The organism is Chlorobaculum parvum NCIB 8327 (assembly GCF_000020505.1).
Lineage (GTDB): Bacteria > Bacteroidota > Chlorobiia > Chlorobiales > Chlorobiaceae > Chlorobaculum > Chlorobaculum parvum_A.
On record NC_011027.1, the window covers coordinates 1,257,436 to 1,277,835 of the forward strand.

The following is a 20,400-nucleotide window of genomic DNA, read 5'->3' on the forward strand; positions in this document are numbered from 1 at the left end:
CCCGCACATGTCGCCGAAACGCATCGAACCGTTCATCCCGCTTTTGTCGCTTCTGTTCGCCCTCGTGGCGGGCAGCCTCATCATCGTGGCCTCGGGAAGCGATCCGCTCGCCGTCTGGCAAAAGATGCTGCGTTCGACCGTCTCCTCCGGCTACGGCAGCGGGCAGGTGCTGTTCCGGGCGACGACGCTCATTTTCACCGGCCTCGCCGTGGCGCTGCCCTTCAAGGTGCGCCTCTTCAACATCGGTGGCGAAGGCCAGCTTTTGATGGGCGCCTTCGCCGCCGCGCTCTGCGGTATCGCGCTCCCGGCAGGCACGCCTGCCCTCGTCGCCATACCGGTGTTAATGCTCGCGGCAATGGCCGCTGGCGGAGCGTGGGGGCTGCTGGCTGGCTGGCTGAAAGTGAGCTACGGCGTCAACGAGGTGATCTCGACCATCATGCTCAATTTCATCGCGCTTGGCTTGGTCGGCTACCTGCTCACCAACTATTTCGCCGTGCCGTCAACCGTACACACTCCGGAGATCATCTCCGGCGGTATCCTGCCCGGCTTCGACCAGCTTTTCGGCCTTAACTGGCACTCCCCGGCGAACCTTTCACTTTTCATCGCGTTCAGCGTGACCGCAGGTGCGGCGATTCTGCTCTACCGCTCGCGCTACGGCTACGCGATGATCGCCTCCGGCCTCAACCCCGACGCCGCCCGCCACGCGGGAATCGCGACGGATCGGCATATCCTCGGAGCCATGGCGCTCGGCGGAGCGATGGCCGGACTCGGCGCAGCGAACCTCGTGCTCGGCTACAAGCACTGGTACGAAGCAGGGCTGACCTCTGGAGTCGGATTCATCGGTATCGCCGTTGCGCTGCTGGCCGGATCGAATCCGGTGTGGATCATCGTCTCGGCGCTCCTCTTCGCCTGGCTCGATTACGGAGGTCTGGCCGTCAACACGATGGTGCCCAAAGACATCTTCATGATGGTGCAAGCCATCGCAATCCTCTCGATTATCAGCTTCCCCGCTCTTTTCAAAACAGGGCTGAAAAGAGGTTGAAAAGCAAGGTTTTAGAATAGGACTGAACAGCGCTTAAACCTTACCCTCCACTCGTCACTTTTTCAGTTACACCTTGGTGAAAAAGTGACGATTCACCTTACACTCATCGCCTTAATTGGTTATCTTTCCTGCCGACAGGAGGCCCATTTTTTACGGAGCGTTCTGCACAGAAATACTCTCATTTATCGAATTTCTTTCTCGAAGAAGACCTGAATACCATGGCAAAAAAAGCAACCACTTCTGAAACCCCGGAAACTCCGGCCAAGAAGAAAACCACCAAAAAAGCTGCCACGACTGCTGAAGCCAAACCGAAAGCCGCAAAAAAATCGGACAGCGCAAAAACCACAAAAGCCGGAACCACAAAAAAAACAGCCGCAGGGGCAACCAAACCGGCTAAAACGACCAGAACCCGTAAACCCGCAGCAGCTGCACCGGAAATGACCGAAGAGCAGATCCGCGTCGCTGCCTACTACCGCTGGGTGGAACGCGGCATGACCCACGGCGGTCACGAAGATGACTGGACTGAGGCTGAGAAACAGATTAAGGGATAACCGCGTTCTTGAATTCTGACAATGAAAAAAGCCATTCATCGAATGGCTTTTTTATATTCAGGTTTTCCCAGTACACGGCGGGAAGCGTTCTAACCCTTCCTGGCCAATATTTAACGTCATCATCCATGAAGTTCTTCAGCTCCATTGCCGAAAGCATCCGCCTCCTTTTCGCCGGTCTCTGGCTTGTGTTCAGAATCATCCTTGAATACTTCGGCATCATCAGCGACGGCAACGACCGCACAACCGGCATCAAAGACATGCGCGAAGAGTACAAAAATACCAACTACCGGTGAAGTTCATCCGCAAAGGTTCAGAGACAGAGAGGTTTTCAACCTCTTTTGCCCCGACCATCATCCGTCACTGTGTTTGAATGCGCCAGGCATAAGCTGAAAACGCATGTTCAGCAACTATCCACTCTTCCATCCCCCATACACCACGAACCGCGCTCGTGAATACCGGCAACGCACCTCGCGGAATCCCGCCTCTTCGAGCCATCGCAACTGATCGGCAAGCGTAGTATTCCTGTCGGCGCGCATTCGTGCCTTCGCAGCTTCAATCGCTTCGGCAGTCGCGCCATTGGCTGCGACATCGGCGAGCCACTGGCGTTCGTAGTCCGCCTCTTCTTCCGGCGTTGTGCCGAGCGCCTGGTCGGCGTTGATGAACATGCCATCGGGGCGCAAAGCACGGAATATCTTGCCAAAAAGCTCGCGCTTGCTTTCATCTTCGAGATGGTGAATCGACAGAGCGGACATCACCAGATCGAACGCAGATTCGTCGATGAGTGCGAGATGCTCCTGCACGGCAAAGCTGACCTGTGAATTTCCGGCGAACCGTTGACGCGCCACGCCGAGCATCGCTTCCGAAATGTCCGTAAGATGCAACAAGGCATTCGGATGCGCCTCTGCTACCATCGCAGCAAAAAGACCTGTGCCCGAGCCGAGATCGAGCACGCGGAGCAGCGCATCGGACGGAAACGGAATCATCCACATAGCTGCGCCGTAAAACTGGTCAAAGCAGGGCACGAGTTTGGGGCGGTCACGGTCGTATCCTGTCGCGCAACGGTCAAACAAGGCGGCAATGTTCATGCTGTTTTGAGGCTTGATGAATTCCCGAAAATGAACGGTATCCGTCACCGGCTGAAAAAGAAAAGCGTCATCACATACACGGAGTACATTATAACGTCACCAAATCCGTATTTCATTGCTAAGCTTATTTGTACAGCGCCACATATATCTAAAAAACACACGGCACAATCGCGAGATAAAAAGCCTGTTTTCTGCAAATGCAAAATAGGCTGCCCTGAAATCTTGCCTCCAAGACAGCCTATTCTATTAAGAATTTACAGAACCTGAGTCTCAGTTCCTCTGTCTTTTATAGGGAAAATCTTTTGAAATTCCCTTCATCAAAGATTTCGCAAGCCTCTCAGGAGAACTACCTACACTACCGGATGCTTCGTGATCATATTTCCAGAGTAAATCATTTGATTTCTCACCATAGAGATTCAAGGAAACATCAACTTTATTGGTTGATCCCCAATAACCAACCAAAATACCTAATACTGCTGCCCCAGTTCCCGACATTGGCTTTGTACGCTTGATCGTACCGGATATCACCGCATCAACACCGAGTTTTCTTGCAAGGTCTGATTTTGTATAATTCATTATATTTTCATAGGTAATACCACCTTTACGCAAAAGGAAGTTCGTGTATTCGACATCCTGAAAATCAACTGTATACCTACCTTTTGACTGCTGTTTGAGGAACTGAGCGTAAATCTGCTGCTGGAATAAATACCCTTCATCCTTTTCGGCTTTTCTTGCCATTTCAACAGTAAAATCCTTCGATTGATTTTTTGAATCAATGTTTACAGTAAATGGGAGAATAGCTACTTTCCGATGAGATTTCGTAACATCAGAAAATTCAGGTTTTGTGTAAATGGTTGGTGATGCGCAACCAACAAATACAAAAATAGCTAGGAATGAGAAGATGCGAAGATATTTAAACATATTGTCGCTTTTGAGGTTGATTAAGAAAAACTAATTAATATAAAAGTGTAATAAAGCAAAGCAGATCAAGTATGATAAATTTATTAAAAATAGTTAGCACTATTTGACACGCTCTATCATCTAAAACAATGTGAAATACTGTACTCAAAACTCATAAACGCTTACCAGATTTTGCTGTTCGAAAGTATAGGAGTAGAGGCTAGTTAAACCGCCTTTAAAGTATCTCATTTATACACAAAAAACAACCTCTTAATACTACAAAACAGCAATTGTACATCATCGAACAGACTAGATATAACAATAGACATTCTCGGATATTCCGGATCAAATCAGAACCAAATGAGCAGCTTCCTGCCCTTCACCGGCTGAAAAAGAAAAGCGTCATCACATACACGGAGTACATCAGCACCAGAAGCACCCCCTGCCTGCGGCGCACCAGCCTGGTATTGCGCTGCGGAAGGGCGATCAGGAGCGACAGGACACCGAAAAAAAGCGCGGGAGCGACTTCCGGGAGCGGAACTTTAATCGGTTTGATGATAGCCGCAATGGGAACAATAAAAAAGGCTGTTGAAGATGTTGCTGCCAAGAACCGTTCCGACGCCGATTTCATCGTGCCCTTTTATTTTTGCCAGTACGGTCGAGGCGAGTTCAGGCACGGATGTTCCGAACGCTACAAGCGTCGCGCCGATGATGAAGTCGTCGATCGCAAAATCCCTGGCGATGCCGGCCGTGGAAACGACAATCAGCCGCCCGGCAACGACAAGCAGAATCAGCCCCCCGACCCCCTGAAGCAAGGGCACGAGCCTGTCGACTGTCCTTACCCTACCACCAGCTGGAGCCCTTTCTTTAAGGGCCTGTTTCAGCGTTGTTGCCATCCACGCGCCGAAAAAGACGAGCATGAACAGACCTTCGAGCCGATCGATGATGTTGTCAATGAGAAAAATTGCGATCAGCAAGGGCACCAGAATAGCCACCGGTGCATCGCGTTTCAAGACCTCTTTGCTGACCGGAATCCCGGAGATGAGCAGCGTAAAACCCAGGACAAGCGAGATGTTGACGATGTTGCTGCCGAGTGCGTCACCGAGAGAGAGCTGGGACTTCCCGGCCAGCCCAGAGTTGATTGCAACAGAAAGCTCCGGACTGGATGTCGCAAATGCCGCAATGGTGACCGCAATAACTGATGGTGCAATACGCAGGACGGAGGCGATACCGACCGTACCCCGGACAAACAGCTCTCCGCCGAATCCAGCGCACGCGATACCGGTCAGTAGAAGAACATAATCATTCATCAGGGGCACCTCTGAAAATGTCATGAGCAACGCAGGTGAAAGCAGAAAAAGCGCCACTCAGCCATAACAAGGCGTGGGCGATAAGGTCATTCTGCCTCAGCGACAGTCATGTCGACCGACTGGCCGTACTGAACCATCTCGTTAGCCGAAGGCTTCTGACCGATAACCGTATCAGGCACCAGAAGCATCGAGCGCTCATAGCTGACCTTGCCGAGCGACAAGCCGCTTCGAATCAGCACGCCACGCGCCTGATCGACCGACATGCCGAGCACATCGGGCACGATCACGCGCCTCGTGCCGGTCGGCTCCTGTTCGAGCTTACCAACAATAAACGACACTTCGCTGCCAGATTTGAGCACCACATCGGGTGGCACCGACTGGCTGAGCACACGACCGTCCTGGTCGGGCTCGGATATAGCCTGGGTCTGCACATCGGAAATAACCATGCCGATCCGCTCAAGCGCCTGTCGAGCCTCATGCTCGGTACGGCCACTCAGATCCGGCATCGGGTAGTTCGGTTTATCTTTGCGGTTCAGAACCAGATAGACGTTGCGACCTGGCTTGACCACCGATGAAGGTGCTGGCACCTGATCGATCACCTGATCCGGCGACACATTGGGCAGGTAGCGCACATTGTAACTCTTCATCGCCTTCAGCCCGACTTTTTCCAAGGCTTTGGAAGCCTGCGCATAGGTCATGTTCCGCACATCAGGAACAACGGTCTGTTGCCCGATCTCGGTATAGTAAGGCAGCAGAAGCTTGTCGATGGCGACAATCGCTGCGAAAAACAGCAGAATGACTATCAGAACTTTCTTCATCTGTAGGGGCTGGTGTGTTGATACCTGACGAACGTCTCAAACATTAAAAGCTTCTTAATGCTGGCGCTTCATGACAAAATCGACGAGCAGTTCAAGAGAACGCCGCGCGGGGCTTTCAGGAAAATTGGCAATCGATTCGAGCGCCTTGTCGGCAAAGCCTTCGGCGACAGTCGCTGCGTACTCAAGCCCCCCTTTCCGGGTGACGAAATCGATCACTTCGCCGCTTCGGACCGAGCGCTTCTTTGAACTTTTCAGAATCGATTTGATCTTGTTCTGCTCCGCCTTGTCAGACTGGCGCAGCGCATAGATCAGCGGAAGGGTGATCTTGCGATCTTTGATGTCGATGCCGAGCTGCTTGCCGGTTTTTTTGGAGTCACCGGTGTAGTCGAGCAGGTCATCCCTGATCTGGAACGCCAACCCGAGAAACTCGCCATAGTGCTTGAGCCTGGCGATCTCCTCTTCGGAATCGGTGGCGCTTGCCGCGCCGATGGCGCAGGATGTGGCGATCAGCGAACCGGTCTTGTCAGCAATGACACTCAGGTAATCCTCTTCGGTGATGTCGAGACTGCGGGTCTTCTGAATCTGGAGAATTTCACCTTCACTCATGCGCCGGACAGCCTCCGACACTAGATGAAGCGAACGGTAATCGCTGTTTTCAAGCGAGTAAAGCAACCCTTTGGAGAGCAGGTAGTCACCGATCAAAACGGAAATCTTGTTTTTCCAGAGCGCGTTGATCGATGGAATCCCGCGCCGCATCTCGGCGCCGTCCACCACGTCATCGTGAATCAGCGTGGCCGAATGGAGCAGTTCGACCATGATAGCCCCGCGGTAGGTCACGTCGCCGACTCCCCCGCACACCTTAGCGCCCAGAATCACCAGCGTCGGCCTGATCTGTTTGCCCTGCTGCCGAAGAACGTAGCGGGTAACCTTGTCAACCAGAGTGTTGCTGGAGTGCAGAACGGTTTTGTACCGCTCCTGGAACAATTTCAGCTCTTCGGCAACCGAAGAGGTAACCTCATTGATATTCACAGACGTTCCTGACTATGTGTGTGCGCTCGAATGCCCGGCGGAATTGCGCTTGGGTTGAAACCGGGTGAAGTTATCGATATTTCCATGATTGAACAAATCGCCAAGCGCAGCAAGCCGTTCCCGCCACTCCCGGCTTGGAAGGGCAACCTAAAAAACCATTTGCGCACAAAGGCTATCTTTCTTACTATAAAACGGATTACGGGCTGTTCCTGCAGGCATTCAAAGCATGCGGCCCAACATCCCTCCCGATTTTTTCCTGAACAGTGGCTACCATTCACGGCAATCCGCCTCCGTAATTCGAGATGAGTAACGACAGCGAACCAACCATACCGCCAACGGACGGCACAGGAGCCGAGAACAACAACGGAGATGAACTGCTTCCCGTCAAGGCCGAAGAGCTTGTACAGGAAAACAGTGACGCGCCTGAAGAGTCGTCGGAAATTGAGACGTTCGAAGCGGCCGAAGCGGCGGTAGGCGCGCTGACCGCAAAAAGCGAACAGACCCCGGCGACCGCAGAGGAAGCTGATGCCGACCAGGAACAGGAAGCGGAAGGGATGGGATTCATCGATCATCTCGAAGAGCTTCGCTGGAGGCTCATCAGGGCGGGAATCGCTTTCCTCGTGGCGGCCATTGCCAGCGCATTCTTTTCCGACTATCTGGTCAATGACGTGCTCATTGGCCCGCTCAAGAAAAGTGGTCCCGACATTCACCTGCAGAACCTGGTGCCGTATGGCCAGCTCTCACTCTATTTTCAGGTTATCTTTTTCTCGGCCTTCGTTCTTGCCTTTCCCTTTCTTGTCTGGCAGATATGGAAATTTGTGGAGCCCGGCCTGCACGACACGGAAAAAGCGGCCAGCCGTTTCATTATCCTGTTCATCTCGGTCTGCTTCTTTTCCGGCATCGCCTTCGGTTACTTTGTCTTCCTGCCCATTTCGCTGAAGTTCTTTGCCGGATTCGGTTCTGAACTCATCACCAACAACATCGCCATTCAGGACTATATCAGCTTCTTCATGGGCACCTTGCTGACGACGGGGCTGGTGTTCGAGCTGCCTTTCCTCTCGTACGTGCTGTCCAAAATCGGCCTGCTCACGCCGGCCTTCATGCGCTTCTACCGACGTCACGCCGTGGTGACCATGCTGGTGGTGGCGGCCATCGTCACCCCTTCGACCGACATGGTGACCCAGACGGTTATCGCCGTGCCTATGATTTTGCTGTATGAAATCAGCATCTACATTTCGGCCGCAGTGCAGAAAAAGCGCAACAAGCAGCAGATGCAGGAGAGTCAGGTATGAACCGGTCTGAGGCACGCCGACCGAACCTGGTATTCGAGCCTGTAAAGAGCGAGGTACTGAAAAACAACCCCCTTGGCGATCCGGCGCTGCGTTACGTACCGGTCTATCTCCCGCCATCCTACGATGGCACGAAAAGCTTTCCGGTGATCTACCTGCTGGCAGGATTTGCCTCGACCGGCATGAGCTTCCTGAACTATGGATTCGGTCGGCAAACCGTGCCGGAGATGATTGACAGGCTGATTCGTGAGGGTTCGATGCCGGAAACGATCGTGGTTATGCCGGACTGCATGACCCGGTACGGAGGCTCCCAATATGTCGACTCAGCGGCGACCGGCGCATATGAAACCTACCTGACCGGGGAACTGATCGACGTGATCGACCGCAAATTCAGCACCCTTCCGGAAGCCCGTCACCGCGCAATTGTCGGTAAATCATCTGGCGGGTTCGGCGCGCTGAGGCTCGGCATGAGGCATCCTGATCGCTTTTCAGCCCTAGCCTGCCACAGCGGAGATATGGATTTCGAGCTTTGCTACCGCCCGAACTTCCCGAACGCTGCACGCATTCTCGAACGCTATGATGGAAGTATTGAGGCTTTTTTCCAGCGCTGGGAGTCACTCGACAAAAAACCAAAGGGAGAGTTTACGCTGCTCGACATCATGGCAATGGCTGCCTGCTACGATCCCGACCCATCGAAGCCTGCGCCGTCAAACATGCACCTGCCATTCGAGCCACACACCTGCCAGCTTATTCCGGAACGCTGGGAGCGTTGGAAAAGCTTCGATCCACTCACGATGCTTGAAGAGCCTCGCTATCAGGATGCGCTCGGATCGCTCCGGTTGCTCTACCTGGACTGCGGATCGCTCGACGAGTACAACCTCCAGTTCGGGCACCGGAGCTTTACCACGAGAGCAAACGAACTGGGTATTGCGCACCGATACGAAGAATTTCCTGACACTCACACCGACACATCCTATCGTTACCGGGCTTCGCTGCCACTGCTGGCAGAAGCGATTTCAGAGTGACGCGACCAGACTTTCGAGGCTTTGATACACCTGCTCGACCTGCGCGCGCAGTTCGTCGAGAGTGCCGTCGTTGAAGATCACGTAGTGAGCCCTCTTGATGAGCTGCTCCTGCGGCCACTGCGCTTTCATGCGCCGCTTGATCTCTTCACGAGTGCCCATGCCTCGCTCCACGGCGCGCTCCAGACGCAAGCCGTCGTTTGCCGCCACCACGATGATACGATCAAGCTCGTGATACATTCCGGACTCGAACAGAATTGCCGCCTCCTTGCACAAAATCCTTTTCCCCTCTTTTGCACAGCGTAAAATTTCGCGCTGGAAGGCCTCCCCGACTTTGGGATGAATCAGGCGATTGAGAGCCTCAAGCTTCCGGCTGTCGGAAAAGACAACCGAGGCGATGAGCTTGCGATCGATCGAAAGTACGCCCAAATCGTCGCAGTGATAAACTTCGCTGCCGAACAACGCCTTGATTCCGGCAATGACTTCGGGATCCTGAAGCTGAAGCTCTTTGGCGACGCGGTCGGCCTCGAACAGCTCGCAGCCCATCCCGACAAGCATGGCGCAAACCGTGCTTTTGCCGCTGCCGATGCCGCCGGTAACTCCGACAAGCAATGGTAAACGCTCCATGCTCTGCTACTGTTTGTGGTGAAGATCTTTCTGTACCCGTTCGAGCACTTTGCGCCAAAGTCGGGGGTTCTGTGCATAAGCCTGCAGCTTGGCATCGAAGGTCTTCTGATCAAGACCGTGCCGCGCGAACAGCGTATCGAGTTCGGCCGGAGTGAGATCGGTATACGGCGCAGCCTTGCCTTTTGGGGTCACGCCTGAACGGGCAAGATAATCACCGTAAAAATCGGCGAAACGAAGATCGTTGGCATCGAGCGCTTTCTCTTGCTGCAAACCACAGCCGCTGAGCACGACCGTGAACGCAACAAAAATCGGCAACGACCGCATGGCAGCAATCAACCTTCGCGCTGTTAGAAAAAAAAGTCTGGTGCAACTGGACTGATTTATTTTCCGCCCCCTGAAACTAAAAAGGTCAGAAGGCCGGTTAATGGGTTACTTCTTAACGTAGTCTGCTCAACCATAAAAATCAAATACTCCTATGGCATATCAGCAACCTGCACTCCCGTACGCCGACAATGCTCTTGAACCGCATATTTCGGCCAACACCATTGGTTTTCACTATGGCAAGCACCATGCAGCCTACGTCAAAAATTATAATGGCCTTGTCGAAGGTACGCCGTTTGACTCAATGAGTCTTGAAGAGGTTATCCTCAAAACGGCTGATGACGCTTCAAAGGTAGGCGTTTTCAACAATGGCGCACAGGCTTGGAACCACAGCTTTTACTGGAACTGCCTCAGCCCGAATGGCGGCGGCGAGCCGACCGGCGACGTAGCTGCAAAAATCGTCGAAGATTTCGGCAGCGTGGAGAAATTCAAGGAAGAGCTGAAAACCGCCGCTGCAACCCAGTTCGGCAGCGGATGGGCTTGGCTGGTACTCGACAATGGCACGCTCAAGGTGGTTAAAACCGGTAACGCTCAGAACCCCATGACCAGCGGCCAGACTCCCCTGCTCTGCATCGACGTCTGGGAACACGCTTACTACCTCGATTACCAGAACCGCCGTCCCGATCATGTAGCTGCGGTCATCGACAACCTCCTCAACTGGGAGTTCGTCAACGAAAACTACAAGGCTGCAAAATAAGCCTTGACCGTCAATTCAGATCACAAAAGGCCTCCGAAAAGGGGCCTTTTGTCGTTTGGGTCGCGTTGAATACGGTTACCATCGGCCATCACAACCAGGGCAACTGCTCGACTTCATCCAGATTGACCGTACGGGCTTTAGAAGGTTTCTTGAACCGGATGGAAAAGTGCTCCGGATTGATCACCCGTTCATCATACACCACTTTCAGGCTTCTCGATCCATCAGGGGGAGCATCGGGAAACAGCGTCATATCGATCTCTCTGGGCACCATCAGCTCTGACGAACCCTGCTGCTTCATCTGATAATCGGCAAACCGGAACTCGGCAGTCTTGCGGCCGTAAAGATCGAAATAGGTAATCCCATTCAGCTCTTTCGACATCGCATCGACAAACAGCTCCTTGGCGCCACTGCTTGAGCGAACCTTGTAGCATACCAGATCCCCTACCATTCTGACCGATTCGATCGCACTGACCGGCTCGGTCATATCAGGAACACCAAACAGCGTTTCGGTCAGCTTGCCGAAACTGCTTCTAAGACCGATAATCTTGCCGAGATTCTCTCCGCTGTTGCGGCCAACCAGCATTCTGTTGTTCAGCATATCGTTGACGAACAGCGAATCGGGACGGATCCAGAGGTCGGCAACAGGCCAGCCGAGAATGCCGGCACTCACGATGAGGCGGGCATCCTGCGATTTGCGAAGCTGAACATTACAGTACGCCTTGGCCTTGCGCTTCGGCGTCGTAAGATAAAGATCGGCATAGCCGTCAAGCGCCTCAACCTTGCTGGTGTGGGATGCAACCTGGCGGTAGAGCCTTTCAAGTTCAGGCGTCAGCGTCACCGACTCACCCGGCGCCGATGGCAACCGGGAAACGGTGCGCATCTGGGAGCAACCAGCCGCAATCAGCAGAACCATAAAAAACATCGCTCGAATAACTCTCTTCATCACCATCTCCCTTGCCTTTTCATCTCATTCTGACAGACCACCCGGCTTGCCGGGAATGTCAGTTCCCGCATGAGGTGGATTGTTATGAAATGTTATTTTAATCAAATCCTGTCTCTATCAAAACACGTCTTCCGGAGTTTTCGATCCATGCACGCACTTTACCTCAAACCGAAAGAGCATCGGCGGCTGCTTGGCGGCCACCTGTGGGTTTTCAGCAACGAACTCAAAGAGGTGCCGCGTGACATCGCTGCTGGAGAAACCGTCCAGCTCTTCACTAACGACGGGCGGCTACTCGGCACCGGCTTTTTCAATCCGCACTCGCTGATCGCTTTCCGCCTGCTGACCAGAGACGAAACCCAGCCTGATCGGGAATTTTTCCGCAATAAAATCCGAGAAGCGCTCAAACTGCGCGAAAAAATCTATCCGGAAAGCGAAACCAACGCCTGGCGGCTGGTGCACGGGGAGTCGGACGGCTTGCCGGGCCTGGTGATTGACCGGTTTGACAAAGCTTTCGTCCTGCAATCCTTTTCGGCTGGTATGGAAAACCACCTGCCGATCATCACCGAAGTACTGCGAGAGCTGTTCGACCCAAAAGCGATTGTGCTGCGCAACGAATCGCCACTCAGGGAACTCGAAGGCTTGCCGCTCTACAAAGAGATGCTTTTGGGTGATGAAAACGATGCCTGGCAGGTCATCAATGACGATGGCATCAGCTACCGGGTCAACATTCTCGAAGGACAGAAGACGGGCTTTTTCCTCGACCAGCGCGAAAACCGCCGCCACATCCGGAAATACGCCGCGGATGCCGACGTACTCGACGTCTATACCAACGACGGAGGCTTTGCGCTCAATGCCATGCACGCCGGAGCGCGATCAACGACGATGGTCGATATATCGCAGGATGCACTTCAACGCGCCGAGCAGAACGCCCGCATGAATGGCCTGGAGAAGTTCTCGATCGTGGCGGATGACGCATTTGCAACGCTTGGCCGACTCAGGCAGGAAAACCGCTCGTACGATCTGGTGATTCTCGACCCGCCAAGCTTCACGAAGAGCCGCAAAACCGTTCCGACCGCCCTGAAAGCGTATACCAAGCTTAACCGCCTTGGTCTTCAGCTCGTCAAAAATGAAGGATTTCTGGCCACAGCCTCATGCTCACACCACGTTTCCGAAGAGGATTTTCTGGCCGCTGTCCAGCTCGGGGCACTACACGCAGGCAAGCACCTCAGACTCATCTCCCGCAATGCGCAGCCGCCGGATCACCCGATACTGCTCTCCATGCCCGAAACCAGCTACCTCAAGTTCGCCTGCTTTTACGTAACGAACCTGTAATCCCGAAAAGTTGAGCTGACTGTTCATGCTCGTCACCCGATATAGATCAGGTGACGAGAGGCTCAGGCTCCGGAGAAAACGCAGCACTTTACGACATAACCCGCACTTCTTGCCACAATACTACGGCATCACGTTCTACAAATATGAAGAAATCGCAAAATTTTCGACAATTCTGTTTTGCGAATAATCTTTTCCCACCTATATTAAAGGCGAGTAAACTATATAATTGACGCCCGTTGATTAACATAGTTTACATGTGCAGCATGATGTATAGGGGTACGTCATGCTGCTTTTTTTGTGCCTGCCGCTACAAAGCCCCTTAAATTACGCGAGGTACGACCGAACCATCTCGTACACCTCCTGCCAGGACTCGGCTCTGGGCGCATCCACGTGCCGATTGGTGCTGTTGCCGAAACAGATGGTATACAGCCCTTTTTCACGAAGGCTCATGACATTTTCAGGCGTATCCTCCACATAGATATCCGCTCCTACTTGTGATTTCTCCTTCATGAAGCAGAGGTCCCAATAAGGAATTCCGTGGCTGTCGAGCCAGTTGACCGTCTGCTGAACGGCAGTGGCATGGAAGTAGTGAATGAACAACCGGTGCGTGATAATGCGGATGCGATACCCCTCGTCGGAGAGCATGCGGAGGTATTTGCGGGCGCCTGGAATCATCTCCATGCTGCTGAACAGCTCTCGCTGCGTCACGGCAAAACGGTGCAGACTGTCATAATCGCTCTTGTTCCGGATCCCCCATTCCGACAAGCCGTATGAAACTTCGGCAGGCAGCTCGCCAATTGGCCGCTCGAACCACTCGGCGGCAATCTGGCGCATGCGCCCGTAAAAATCGGCGCACACACCATCAAGATCGACACCGATGACAATATTTCGTTGCTCCGGCATAAGTTGACGTAATTCTGGTTATCGAAACATTTCTGCAGAGAAAACTGCTAGAACTTCAGATACAGAAAAGGCAACAGAGAAATGATGCAGGATGCTTACTCCCGCCATCAGAGCGGTTCGTAAACCGCCCTGATCAATCAAACTCAGAATGCGCGGTCGAAGGTTCGGCGATACTTCATCGTGATATCGTGCTCCTCGCCAAGCAGGCGGAAAATAGCGATGCAGGCTTTGCGCGAACCGTCATCGTCGTAGTAACGATCCTCCCTCAGCACGCCGATAAAACGGTCGAGAGCGCTGTCAAGCTCTCCCGCTCTCAGGCTTTCGATGGCCGAACCGTAAGCATCTTTCGAGTCACCATCCGGAAGTTCTCCGGGCGGTCGTACCAGAAGTGTTCCAAGAGTTCGCGCAGCTTCGCTGAGATCGGCATACTCCGGCTCTCCCTCAAGCGGCTCAGCAAGACGCAGCGCTTCGTCGGGACGCGAGAACAGAATCAGGCGAATCAGCATCGCCGCAGCCTTGCTGTTGTCGGGCTCATTGGCAAGCACCTCTTCGAGCAAGGTAACGGCGCCTGCCTCATTGCCATCAGCCATTTCTGCGGAAGCGCGCTGCACCTGTTCGGCCCACTGGCTTGGCAGCGCCTTTTTGAGCCACTGCTCGATCTGATATTCGGGAAGCGCACCGGTAAACTCGTCGATCACCTCGCCGTGTGAAAAAAGCTTCACATTGGGAATGCCTCTCACACCATATCGGGACGCAATGTCGGGCAACTCCTCGGTATTGACCTTGACAAGCTTCCATTTATCTACATGGCGCTCGGCAAGGCTTTCAAGCACCGGAGCAAGGCTTTGGCAAGGCCCGCACCAAGGAGCCCAGAAATCGACCAGCACCGGAATAAAATTACTTTGTTCAATGACATCGTTCTGAAAATCAAAAGGGGCACGGCTTTGCATTGGTCAGTAGTTTATCGTTGAGCGTTCAGAAAAGACGTAAAAATGGCAAATAAAATAGAGAGTCACCTGTAGAAATAAAAATAACGGCTCCCTGAGCTTACGGGAAACCGATGAGACAAAAAAACCGCAAGCGTTTACAGGCTTAACTTTACTTTTGGCATTGCCCGGATTTTATCTTTAATTACGCCCGCATATATAACCACCCCTTCATCAATGGTTATCAAAACATCAACGGGCATGCAAAAAAAACTTTTCAGCAAAACACTTCTTTCGGCGATACTGGCCATCAGCCTGATCGCTCCTGCTTCAGCAAAAGCAAAAAACGTTGCCATCGGCCTCAGAGGCGGAAGTGCCGGCATAGGAGGCGAGGTAACAGTCGGCCTGCTCTCCAGACTTAATTTCCGAAGCGGCCTGAACTTCTTCAGCTACGATGGCTCCGGCATAGAGAGCGAAACAGAGTACGACTACACGGTCAAACTCAGGTCGGTCCCGCTGTTACTCGACTATTATCCATTTGACAACGGGTTCAAGGTTACCTCCGGCATCTTCATCAATAACAGCAAAGTGACCGGCGTCGCTCAGCCCGAAGGGTTAATGCTTGACATCGGCGGGATAAAATACGAGATTCTGAGCATCGGTGATGTAAACGGTAAGATCGATTTCAGGAAAGCATCCCCGTATCTGGGAATTGGCTGGGGAAACGCTCTCAGCAAGGGCAGCCCTGTGAAAGTCACCGTTGATATCGGAGTTTTGTTCCAGGGCAAACCGAATGTCACGCTTGAGCCAACGAAAGATACGTCGCTCATTCCCGGATTCGATGACAGCCTTGAAAAAGAGACCGCCGATCTTAAAAAGGACCTGGAATACCTCCAGTACTACCCGGTTGTTTCCGTCGGCGTGGCTTACAGCTTCTGATCACACACCTCTTCAGCAGGGCTGACCATGCACGTTCAGCCCTGCTGCCTGATCTCCTTCACAGCTTTTCTGACATACTCTGAAGCATCGTCGAGATGCTGCATCGCCTGACGGATTTCATAATCGTCATCCGCATCGGCCCTTGCCCGTTCAAGGCGTTTGCGAACATCCTCGAGAGCATCGGCGGCAAGCTGAAGTGTGGATTCAACTGACATCTCATCTCCTTTTTTATTGAGCAGTTTCAAAACAAAATCCTTTCTTGTCAATGTACCGAATGGTAACGTCCGCTCCTGAAGAATAAACTCCAGAGCCGGCGCGGCGGTTATACATCCAAAGTCTTTCTCCTGAACACTACGTTACTGAACGATGAAAAAAATTGCATTGCTCCTGTTGCTGATTTTCGCCCTCTCGGCTCCCGCAGGCGCTGAACAGAATCCTGACTCCGCAGGCATCATCGAGGTTTGCATCGACAATATCCGCAGTTCCGACGGCACGGTCGGCGTCGCGCTGTTCAACACCAAAAAGGGATTCCCCGATAAAAGCGAAAGGGCCATCAAGGGCAAAAGCGTTCCAGCCGGAAAGCAGTGCATCGTGCTTTTCAAGAACGTTCCTTACGGCACCTACGCGGTCAGTGTACTGCACGATGAGAATGGCAACGGCAAAATGGACAAGGCGTTCCTCGGCATTCCGAAAGAGGGGTTTGGCACATCAAACAATCCGAAGCTGAAAATGGGCCCACCTTCGTTTTCGGACTCCCAGTTTGACCTTGCCCAGCAGAAAATAACCCTGAACATCAACATGAAGTACCTCCGCAACCCCGAAGAGAAAAAGTGAGGAGCTCGGCACCGGCCAAAAACATCGAAAATGTAGATTTTTCAAGCACACCTACAGAAATGTAGCCTTATCCATGAATTAAGATTATTGGAGGCGAACAGTAGAAAAATCGCCAAACGCCTACGCTTCAATAGTTTAGAACAAAAGCATTCTTCGCTGGCACAGTAATTGCATATAACAATACAAGAAAGGCACATTTCCACGGCACAAAAAAGGACTAATTATGACCTCTTTCAACACCAAATATGGCGAGCTCAAAGGCGTCGAATTCAGAACACTCTATTCGAATGGCAAAACCGACGGCTGCCTTGTCCAGGAGGAGAATGTGCTCAGCACACCCTACGGAGAGCTGATTCCGCAGTACGAGGCAGAAGACATGGGGCGCCGCCAGCTTAAACCTTTTTATTTCTATAAGAACGGCGCCATCAAATCGGTAGCGCTACAGACCCAAACCCTTCTTCGCACGCCGGTCGGAGGCATTCCTGCCGAGCTGGTCACCTTTTACGAATCGGGCAGTGTCAAGCGGGTTTTCCCGCTCGATGGCAAGCTCAGTGGCTTCTGGACGGCCAAAAACGAGTTTGAACTGGCTGAAGAGATGACCGTCGAATCGCCGATCGGCAGCCTTCGCGCCAAGTTCATCGCCATCCAGTTTTACGAAAGCGGCGCTCTAAAGAGCCTGACCCTGTGGCCGGGCGAGTTCCTGACGCTGATGACGCCGGCAGGTCAGATCAGGGTTCGCACGGGTATTGCATTCTACGAGGACGGCGCGATCCGCTCGCTCGAACCGGCAGGCGTGGTACAGGTCGAAACGCCCATTGGCACCATGACCGCTTATGACAACGATCCGCAGGGTGTGCATGGCGACCTCAATTCGCTCCAGTTCAGCCCGGAAGGCACCGTTATGGCACTCAAAACCATCGCAGAAGAGATCACCGTAACCGATCAGCTTGGCAACGCACACCGCTTCGCCCCCAGCCTGAAGGACAACACCTGCGGCGTCGAGCGCAAAATCGTGGTACCGATGAAAGTAAGGTTCAGCGAGGGAAGAATAGTGTTCGAAGACCGACAGGAGTCGTTCAATCTCCAGCAGTGCAAAATCGAAGTTAGGCCTTACGACCGCAAAGGCGACCCAGCATACTCCTGCGCGGGCTAAGCGGGTTCGGTTCCGAACAATGCCTGGGTGGCTTCCAGACCGGCCACCCAGCCTGTTGAAAATGCTGCTTGCAGGTTGAAACCACCCACCTCGCCCGCGTAGTCGAGCAGCTCACCGCAGCAGTAGAGGCGAGAGTTAAGCTTCGAGCGCATCGTTTTGGGATCGATTTCGCCAAGCGCAACCCCTCCAGCTGAGACTTCGGCCTGTTCAAGCGGCACCTTGCGCACCGTACCGAGCGGCAAACGCTTCAGCAATGAGACGATACGCTGGCGCTGCTGCTTTCCGAGCACGCTCATCGTCACCGTCTCATCGATTTTCGCCAAGCGCATAATTTCGTTGGCAAAAGCATTTGGAATGGTCTGCACCTCCCCATTCTCGTTCTCCGACTCACCAAGCTTTTCAGGAGCGACCGGCATCCGTTGGAGCACGGTACGCAAAAGACGGCTACCATGGCGAGAAGCCTGGTCGAGCAAAAACGAGGAGAGCGCCTGTTCGTTGTGACCGGGAAAGAGATCGATTGCAATCCTGACCTGAGCACCTGACGCCATCATGGAAGCCACGGAGCGCGACAGCGAGAGGCACGCCGGGCCGGAAACGCCCCGATGGCTGACAAGCACATCGCCGCGGCGCACATCACTCGCGCCGTCCGACTCGGCAACAAGCGCCACGTTACGCAGCGAAATCCCTACCAGCTCACGTCGCGGCGGTGCGTTGAACCAGAGCGGTGCGAGCGCGGGCAGCACACGAACGACGGTCTGCCCGGCGGAAGCCGCCAGCCTGACCCCGTCACCGGTGGTGCCCGACGAGCCCCATGAGGAGCCGCCAGCCGCCAGAATCACCGTATCGCCTTCGAAGCACCGATCTCCAGCGCAGACAATGCAGCCGCGGTCGTCACAGTCGAGACGATCGATTCGTGCGCCGGTTACGATCTCCGCCGCGCTGTCGCGAAGCATTCGCTGCATGAGCTCCAGCACCTCGGCGGCGCGACCCGATTCAGGAAAAACCCGACCGTTCTCACGCGCCATCGTTTTGAGACCATACCTGCCGAACAGCTCAAGAAGATCGGCATTGGAAAAACGGTGCACCGCGTGACGCAGGAAACGCTGCTCCTTTTTGTCGAAGAAACCGGTTTCGAGCAGATGCCGAACATCGCCAGCATGGGTAAGGTTGCAGTGTCCCCCCCCCGAAATAGCGATTTTGTTGCCCGGCTTCGGATTGCGCTCAAACAGAATGATGCGAAACTGCTTGTCAGCGATACCAAGCGCTCTTGCCTGTTTCCGCGCCGAAATCGCCGCAAGCATCCCCGAAGCCCCCGCCCCGACGATGAGCAGCACACGCTCAATTCCGTTCTTCTGCACTACTAACTCGATTTTTTAAAGAATCCAACAGATCCGTCGGATGAAAAGCTGTTATCAAAAAGGGCCGCCGCAAGGGACTGTGCCCCTACACTACTCGCTGCTGGTTGTCACCCTCATGCCGTCCTGCAACTCGTTCGGCGGATGCATCACCACGCGCTCGCCATCGCGGAGACCGTCGAGTACTTCGGCGTCATCGATGCCGCGCTGGCCGATGCTCACCTTGCGAGTTTTAGCCCGTCTGCCGTCGATGACGAACACTTCCCACTGCTGGCCGCTCCTGAAAAGCGCACTGACCGGCACCCTGAGCACCCGTTCGGCACTCCAGGTGACGATGCTGGCCTGAACGCGGAAATTGTCGCCGAGAAGCGGTTCCGGCTGGTCGAGCGTGGCAATGATGTTCACCCGCTTTTCCTCGATTCCGAGCGCGGAGGTCTTGGTGAACGCTGCCGGTTCGATGCGCGTCACGGAGGCCTTGAGCGTCCCCTTGCCGCCCCAGTCGTCGATAGCAACCGGATCACCGGGCTTCACACTGACGGCGTCCGAAGAGAGCACATCAATGACAACCTCAAGCTGCTCCGGATTACCGATCTCGACCAGCGGCGTACCGGCCGTCACGAATCGCTCGCTCTTGTCGGGAATGCGCAACACCCGGCCCGTCACCGGGGAACGTACCTCGACCGCCTTCGTGGCGATTTTCCGGTCGATGCGCGCCTCGGCGGCGACAGCCTGCAAGCGCGCTGCACGCACCGCCTCTTGCGCTGCACGCGCCTCTTTTTCAAGTACCGAGGCATCCTCCCGAGCAAGCTCGTGGCTCTCCTTCGACACCGCGCCCTCCTGATAGAGGCGGTCGTAACGCTCCGCTTTCAGACGTGCCTGGGCAAGCTGCACCGAAATCTGCCGCTGCCGCGCCTGGGCTTCGGCCACGGAAGCTGATGCCGAACCGGCCATTGCCGCCGCTTCGCGGTATTCCCGCGTATTCTGATCAGGCGGCAAAATCGAGGCCACCGTCATGCCGGACCGGACACTGTCGCCCTCCACCAGCCCGATCCGCAGCAGCTTGCCGGTCACCGGTGCGGCGATGGCAAAGCGGTCGATCACCCTGGTGTATCCCTCGTCTTCAAGCGTCACGTCGAGCGGCCCGTAGCTCACCTTTCCGGCATCGACCGGCAACGGTGCTGGCCGAAGCACCAGCGCGAGCAGGGCGATGACTACGACCGATGAAATGGCGACAATGCGCTGGGTTCTGCTCAATGGTTTCATC

The 20,400-nt window shown here is 54.0% G+C and carries 23 protein-coding genes; 10 read left to right on the forward strand and 13 right to left on the reverse strand.

What is annotated here, in order from left to right:
- The first annotated feature begins 7 nt into the window (after positions 1-7).
- The 3 genes from CPAR_RS05795 to CPAR_RS11000 all read left to right on the forward strand — a co-directional run bounded on the left by CPAR_RS05795 (position 8) and on the right by CPAR_RS11000 (position 1,886).
- On the forward strand, positions 8-1,042 hold the full coding sequence (locus CPAR_RS05795) for an ABC transporter permease (protein WP_012502378.1): 1,035 nt from the start codon (positions 8-10) through the stop codon (positions 1,040-1,042).
- A 218-nt stretch (positions 1,043-1,260) separates the two neighbouring features.
- A complete protein-coding gene (locus tag CPAR_RS05800) occupies positions 1,261-1,593 on the forward strand; it encodes a DUF2934 domain-containing protein (RefSeq protein ID WP_012502379.1) in 333 nt (110 codons plus the stop codon).
- Positions 1,594-1,718: 125 nt separating this feature from the next.
- Positions 1,719-1,886, forward strand: a complete 168-nt coding sequence (locus CPAR_RS11000; RefSeq protein ID WP_012502380.1) for a hypothetical protein — start codon at positions 1,719-1,721, stop codon at positions 1,884-1,886.
- A 114-nt stretch (positions 1,887-2,000) separates the two neighbouring features.
- Here the strand turns inward: CPAR_RS11000 and CPAR_RS05805 are convergent, their stop codons facing one another.
- The 5 genes from CPAR_RS05805 to CPAR_RS05825 all read right to left on the reverse strand — a co-directional run bounded on the left by CPAR_RS05805 (position 2,001) and on the right by CPAR_RS05825 (position 6,735).
- Positions 2,001-2,678: a class I SAM-dependent methyltransferase gene (locus tag CPAR_RS05805; protein ID WP_012502381.1), complete on the reverse strand. Its 678-nt coding sequence runs from the start codon at positions 2,676-2,678 to the stop codon at positions 2,001-2,003.
- A gap of 270 nt (positions 2,679-2,948) precedes the next feature.
- Positions 2,949-3,599 (reverse strand): hypothetical protein, encoded by a 651-nt coding sequence (locus tag CPAR_RS05810; protein WP_012502382.1) that lies wholly within the window; start codon positions 3,597-3,599, stop codon positions 2,949-2,951.
- 521 nt (positions 3,600-4,120) lie between these two features.
- Positions 4,121-4,888, reverse strand: coding sequence for a sodium:calcium antiporter (locus CPAR_RS05815; RefSeq protein ID WP_232203873.1), 768 nt, complete (start codon positions 4,886-4,888; stop codon positions 4,121-4,123).
- 86 nt (positions 4,889-4,974) lie between these two features.
- Complete coding sequence (locus tag CPAR_RS05820; RefSeq protein WP_012502384.1) at positions 4,975-5,706, reverse strand: PASTA domain-containing protein; 732 nt, start codon at positions 5,704-5,706, stop codon at positions 4,975-4,977.
- 54 nt (positions 5,707-5,760) lie between these two features.
- Positions 5,761-6,735 (reverse strand): polyprenyl synthetase family protein, encoded by a 975-nt coding sequence (locus CPAR_RS05825; RefSeq protein ID WP_012502385.1) that lies wholly within the window; start codon positions 6,733-6,735, stop codon positions 5,761-5,763.
- A gap of 302 nt (positions 6,736-7,037) precedes the next feature.
- Here CPAR_RS05825 and tatC point away from each other — a divergent pair, with 302 nt between their 5' ends.
- Both tatC and CPAR_RS05835 read left to right on the forward strand, forming a co-directional pair.
- Positions 7,038-8,027, forward strand: coding sequence for a twin-arginine translocase subunit TatC (tatC, locus tag CPAR_RS05830; RefSeq protein ID WP_012502386.1), 990 nt, complete (start codon positions 7,038-7,040; stop codon positions 8,025-8,027).
- Positions 8,024-9,049 (forward strand): alpha/beta hydrolase, encoded by a 1,026-nt coding sequence (locus CPAR_RS05835; RefSeq protein WP_012502387.1) that lies wholly within the window; start codon positions 8,024-8,026, stop codon positions 9,047-9,049. The genes tatC and CPAR_RS05835 overlap by 4 nt, the downstream gene beginning before the upstream one ends.
- On the opposite strand, the gene coaE is transcribed toward CPAR_RS05835, so the two are convergent.
- A complete protein-coding gene (gene coaE / locus CPAR_RS05840; RefSeq protein ID WP_012502388.1) occupies positions 9,041-9,673 on the reverse strand; it encodes a dephospho-CoA kinase in 633 nt (210 codons plus the stop codon). The genes CPAR_RS05835 and coaE overlap by 9 nt on opposite strands.
- Before the next feature lie 6 nt (positions 9,674-9,679).
- A complete protein-coding gene (locus CPAR_RS05845; RefSeq protein WP_012502389.1) occupies positions 9,680-9,997 on the reverse strand; it encodes a hypothetical protein in 318 nt (105 codons plus the stop codon).
- A gap of 151 nt (positions 9,998-10,148) precedes the next feature.
- Between CPAR_RS05845 and CPAR_RS05850 the strand changes: the two genes are divergently transcribed.
- Entirely contained in the window at positions 10,149-10,751 is a 603-nt protein-coding gene (locus CPAR_RS05850) for a superoxide dismutase (protein ID WP_012502390.1), read from the forward strand.
- 88 nt (positions 10,752-10,839) lie between these two features.
- Here CPAR_RS05850 and CPAR_RS05855 read toward each other — a convergent pair whose 3' ends face one another.
- Positions 10,840-11,694: a DUF4292 domain-containing protein gene (locus CPAR_RS05855; protein WP_049755886.1), complete on the reverse strand. Its 855-nt coding sequence runs from the start codon at positions 11,692-11,694 to the stop codon at positions 10,840-10,842.
- A 147-nt stretch (positions 11,695-11,841) separates the two neighbouring features.
- Between CPAR_RS05855 and CPAR_RS05860 the strand changes: the two genes are divergently transcribed.
- Positions 11,842-13,026, forward strand: a complete 1,185-nt coding sequence (locus tag CPAR_RS05860; protein WP_012502392.1) for a class I SAM-dependent rRNA methyltransferase — start codon at positions 11,842-11,844, stop codon at positions 13,024-13,026.
- Between the two features lie 324 nt (positions 13,027-13,350).
- Here the strand turns inward: CPAR_RS05860 and CPAR_RS05865 are convergent, their stop codons facing one another.
- Together CPAR_RS05865 and trxA are read right to left on the reverse strand one after the other, a co-directional pair.
- Positions 13,351-13,929 (reverse strand): 5' nucleotidase, NT5C type, encoded by a 579-nt coding sequence (locus CPAR_RS05865; RefSeq protein ID WP_012502393.1) that lies wholly within the window; start codon positions 13,927-13,929, stop codon positions 13,351-13,353.
- Positions 13,930-14,072: 143 nt separating this feature from the next.
- Entirely contained in the window at positions 14,073-14,879 is an 807-nt protein-coding gene (gene trxA, locus CPAR_RS05870) for a thioredoxin (RefSeq protein ID WP_012502394.1), read from the reverse strand.
- Between the two features lie 237 nt (positions 14,880-15,116).
- On the opposite strand from trxA, the gene CPAR_RS10630 reads away from it, so the two are divergent.
- Positions 15,117-15,794: a hypothetical protein gene (locus tag CPAR_RS10630; RefSeq protein WP_012502395.1), complete on the forward strand. Its 678-nt coding sequence runs from the start codon at positions 15,117-15,119 to the stop codon at positions 15,792-15,794.
- 35 nt (positions 15,795-15,829) lie between these two features.
- On the opposite strand, the gene CPAR_RS05880 is transcribed toward CPAR_RS10630, so the two are convergent.
- Entirely contained in the window at positions 15,830-16,009 is a 180-nt protein-coding gene (locus CPAR_RS05880) for a hypothetical protein (RefSeq protein ID WP_012502396.1), read from the reverse strand.
- A gap of 151 nt (positions 16,010-16,160) precedes the next feature.
- Here CPAR_RS05880 and CPAR_RS05885 point away from each other — a divergent pair, with 151 nt between their 5' ends.
- Both CPAR_RS05885 and CPAR_RS05890 read left to right on the forward strand, forming a co-directional pair.
- The gene (locus tag CPAR_RS05885) at positions 16,161-16,628 is read left to right on the forward strand and encodes a DUF2141 domain-containing protein (RefSeq protein ID WP_012502397.1); all 468 of its coding nucleotides are present in this window, start codon (positions 16,161-16,163) and stop codon (positions 16,626-16,628) included.
- A gap of 223 nt (positions 16,629-16,851) precedes the next feature.
- The gene (locus CPAR_RS05890; RefSeq protein ID WP_012502398.1) at positions 16,852-17,781 is read left to right on the forward strand and encodes a hypothetical protein; all 930 of its coding nucleotides are present in this window, start codon (positions 16,852-16,854) and stop codon (positions 17,779-17,781) included.
- Here the strand turns inward: CPAR_RS05890 and CPAR_RS05895 are convergent.
- Both CPAR_RS05895 and CPAR_RS05900 read right to left on the reverse strand, forming a co-directional pair.
- Positions 17,778-19,139 (reverse strand): BaiN/RdsA family NAD(P)/FAD-dependent oxidoreductase, encoded by a 1,362-nt coding sequence (locus CPAR_RS05895; protein ID WP_012502399.1) that lies wholly within the window; start codon positions 19,137-19,139, stop codon positions 17,778-17,780. The genes CPAR_RS05890 and CPAR_RS05895 overlap by 4 nt on opposite strands.
- 90 nt (positions 19,140-19,229) lie before the next feature.
- Positions 19,230-20,399 carry an efflux RND transporter periplasmic adaptor subunit gene (locus CPAR_RS05900; protein WP_012502400.1) on the reverse strand — a complete coding sequence of 390 codons (1,170 nt, stop codon included), beginning with the start codon at positions 20,397-20,399 and terminating at the stop codon, positions 19,230-19,232.
- Between the last annotated feature and the right edge of the window lies 1 nt (position 20,400).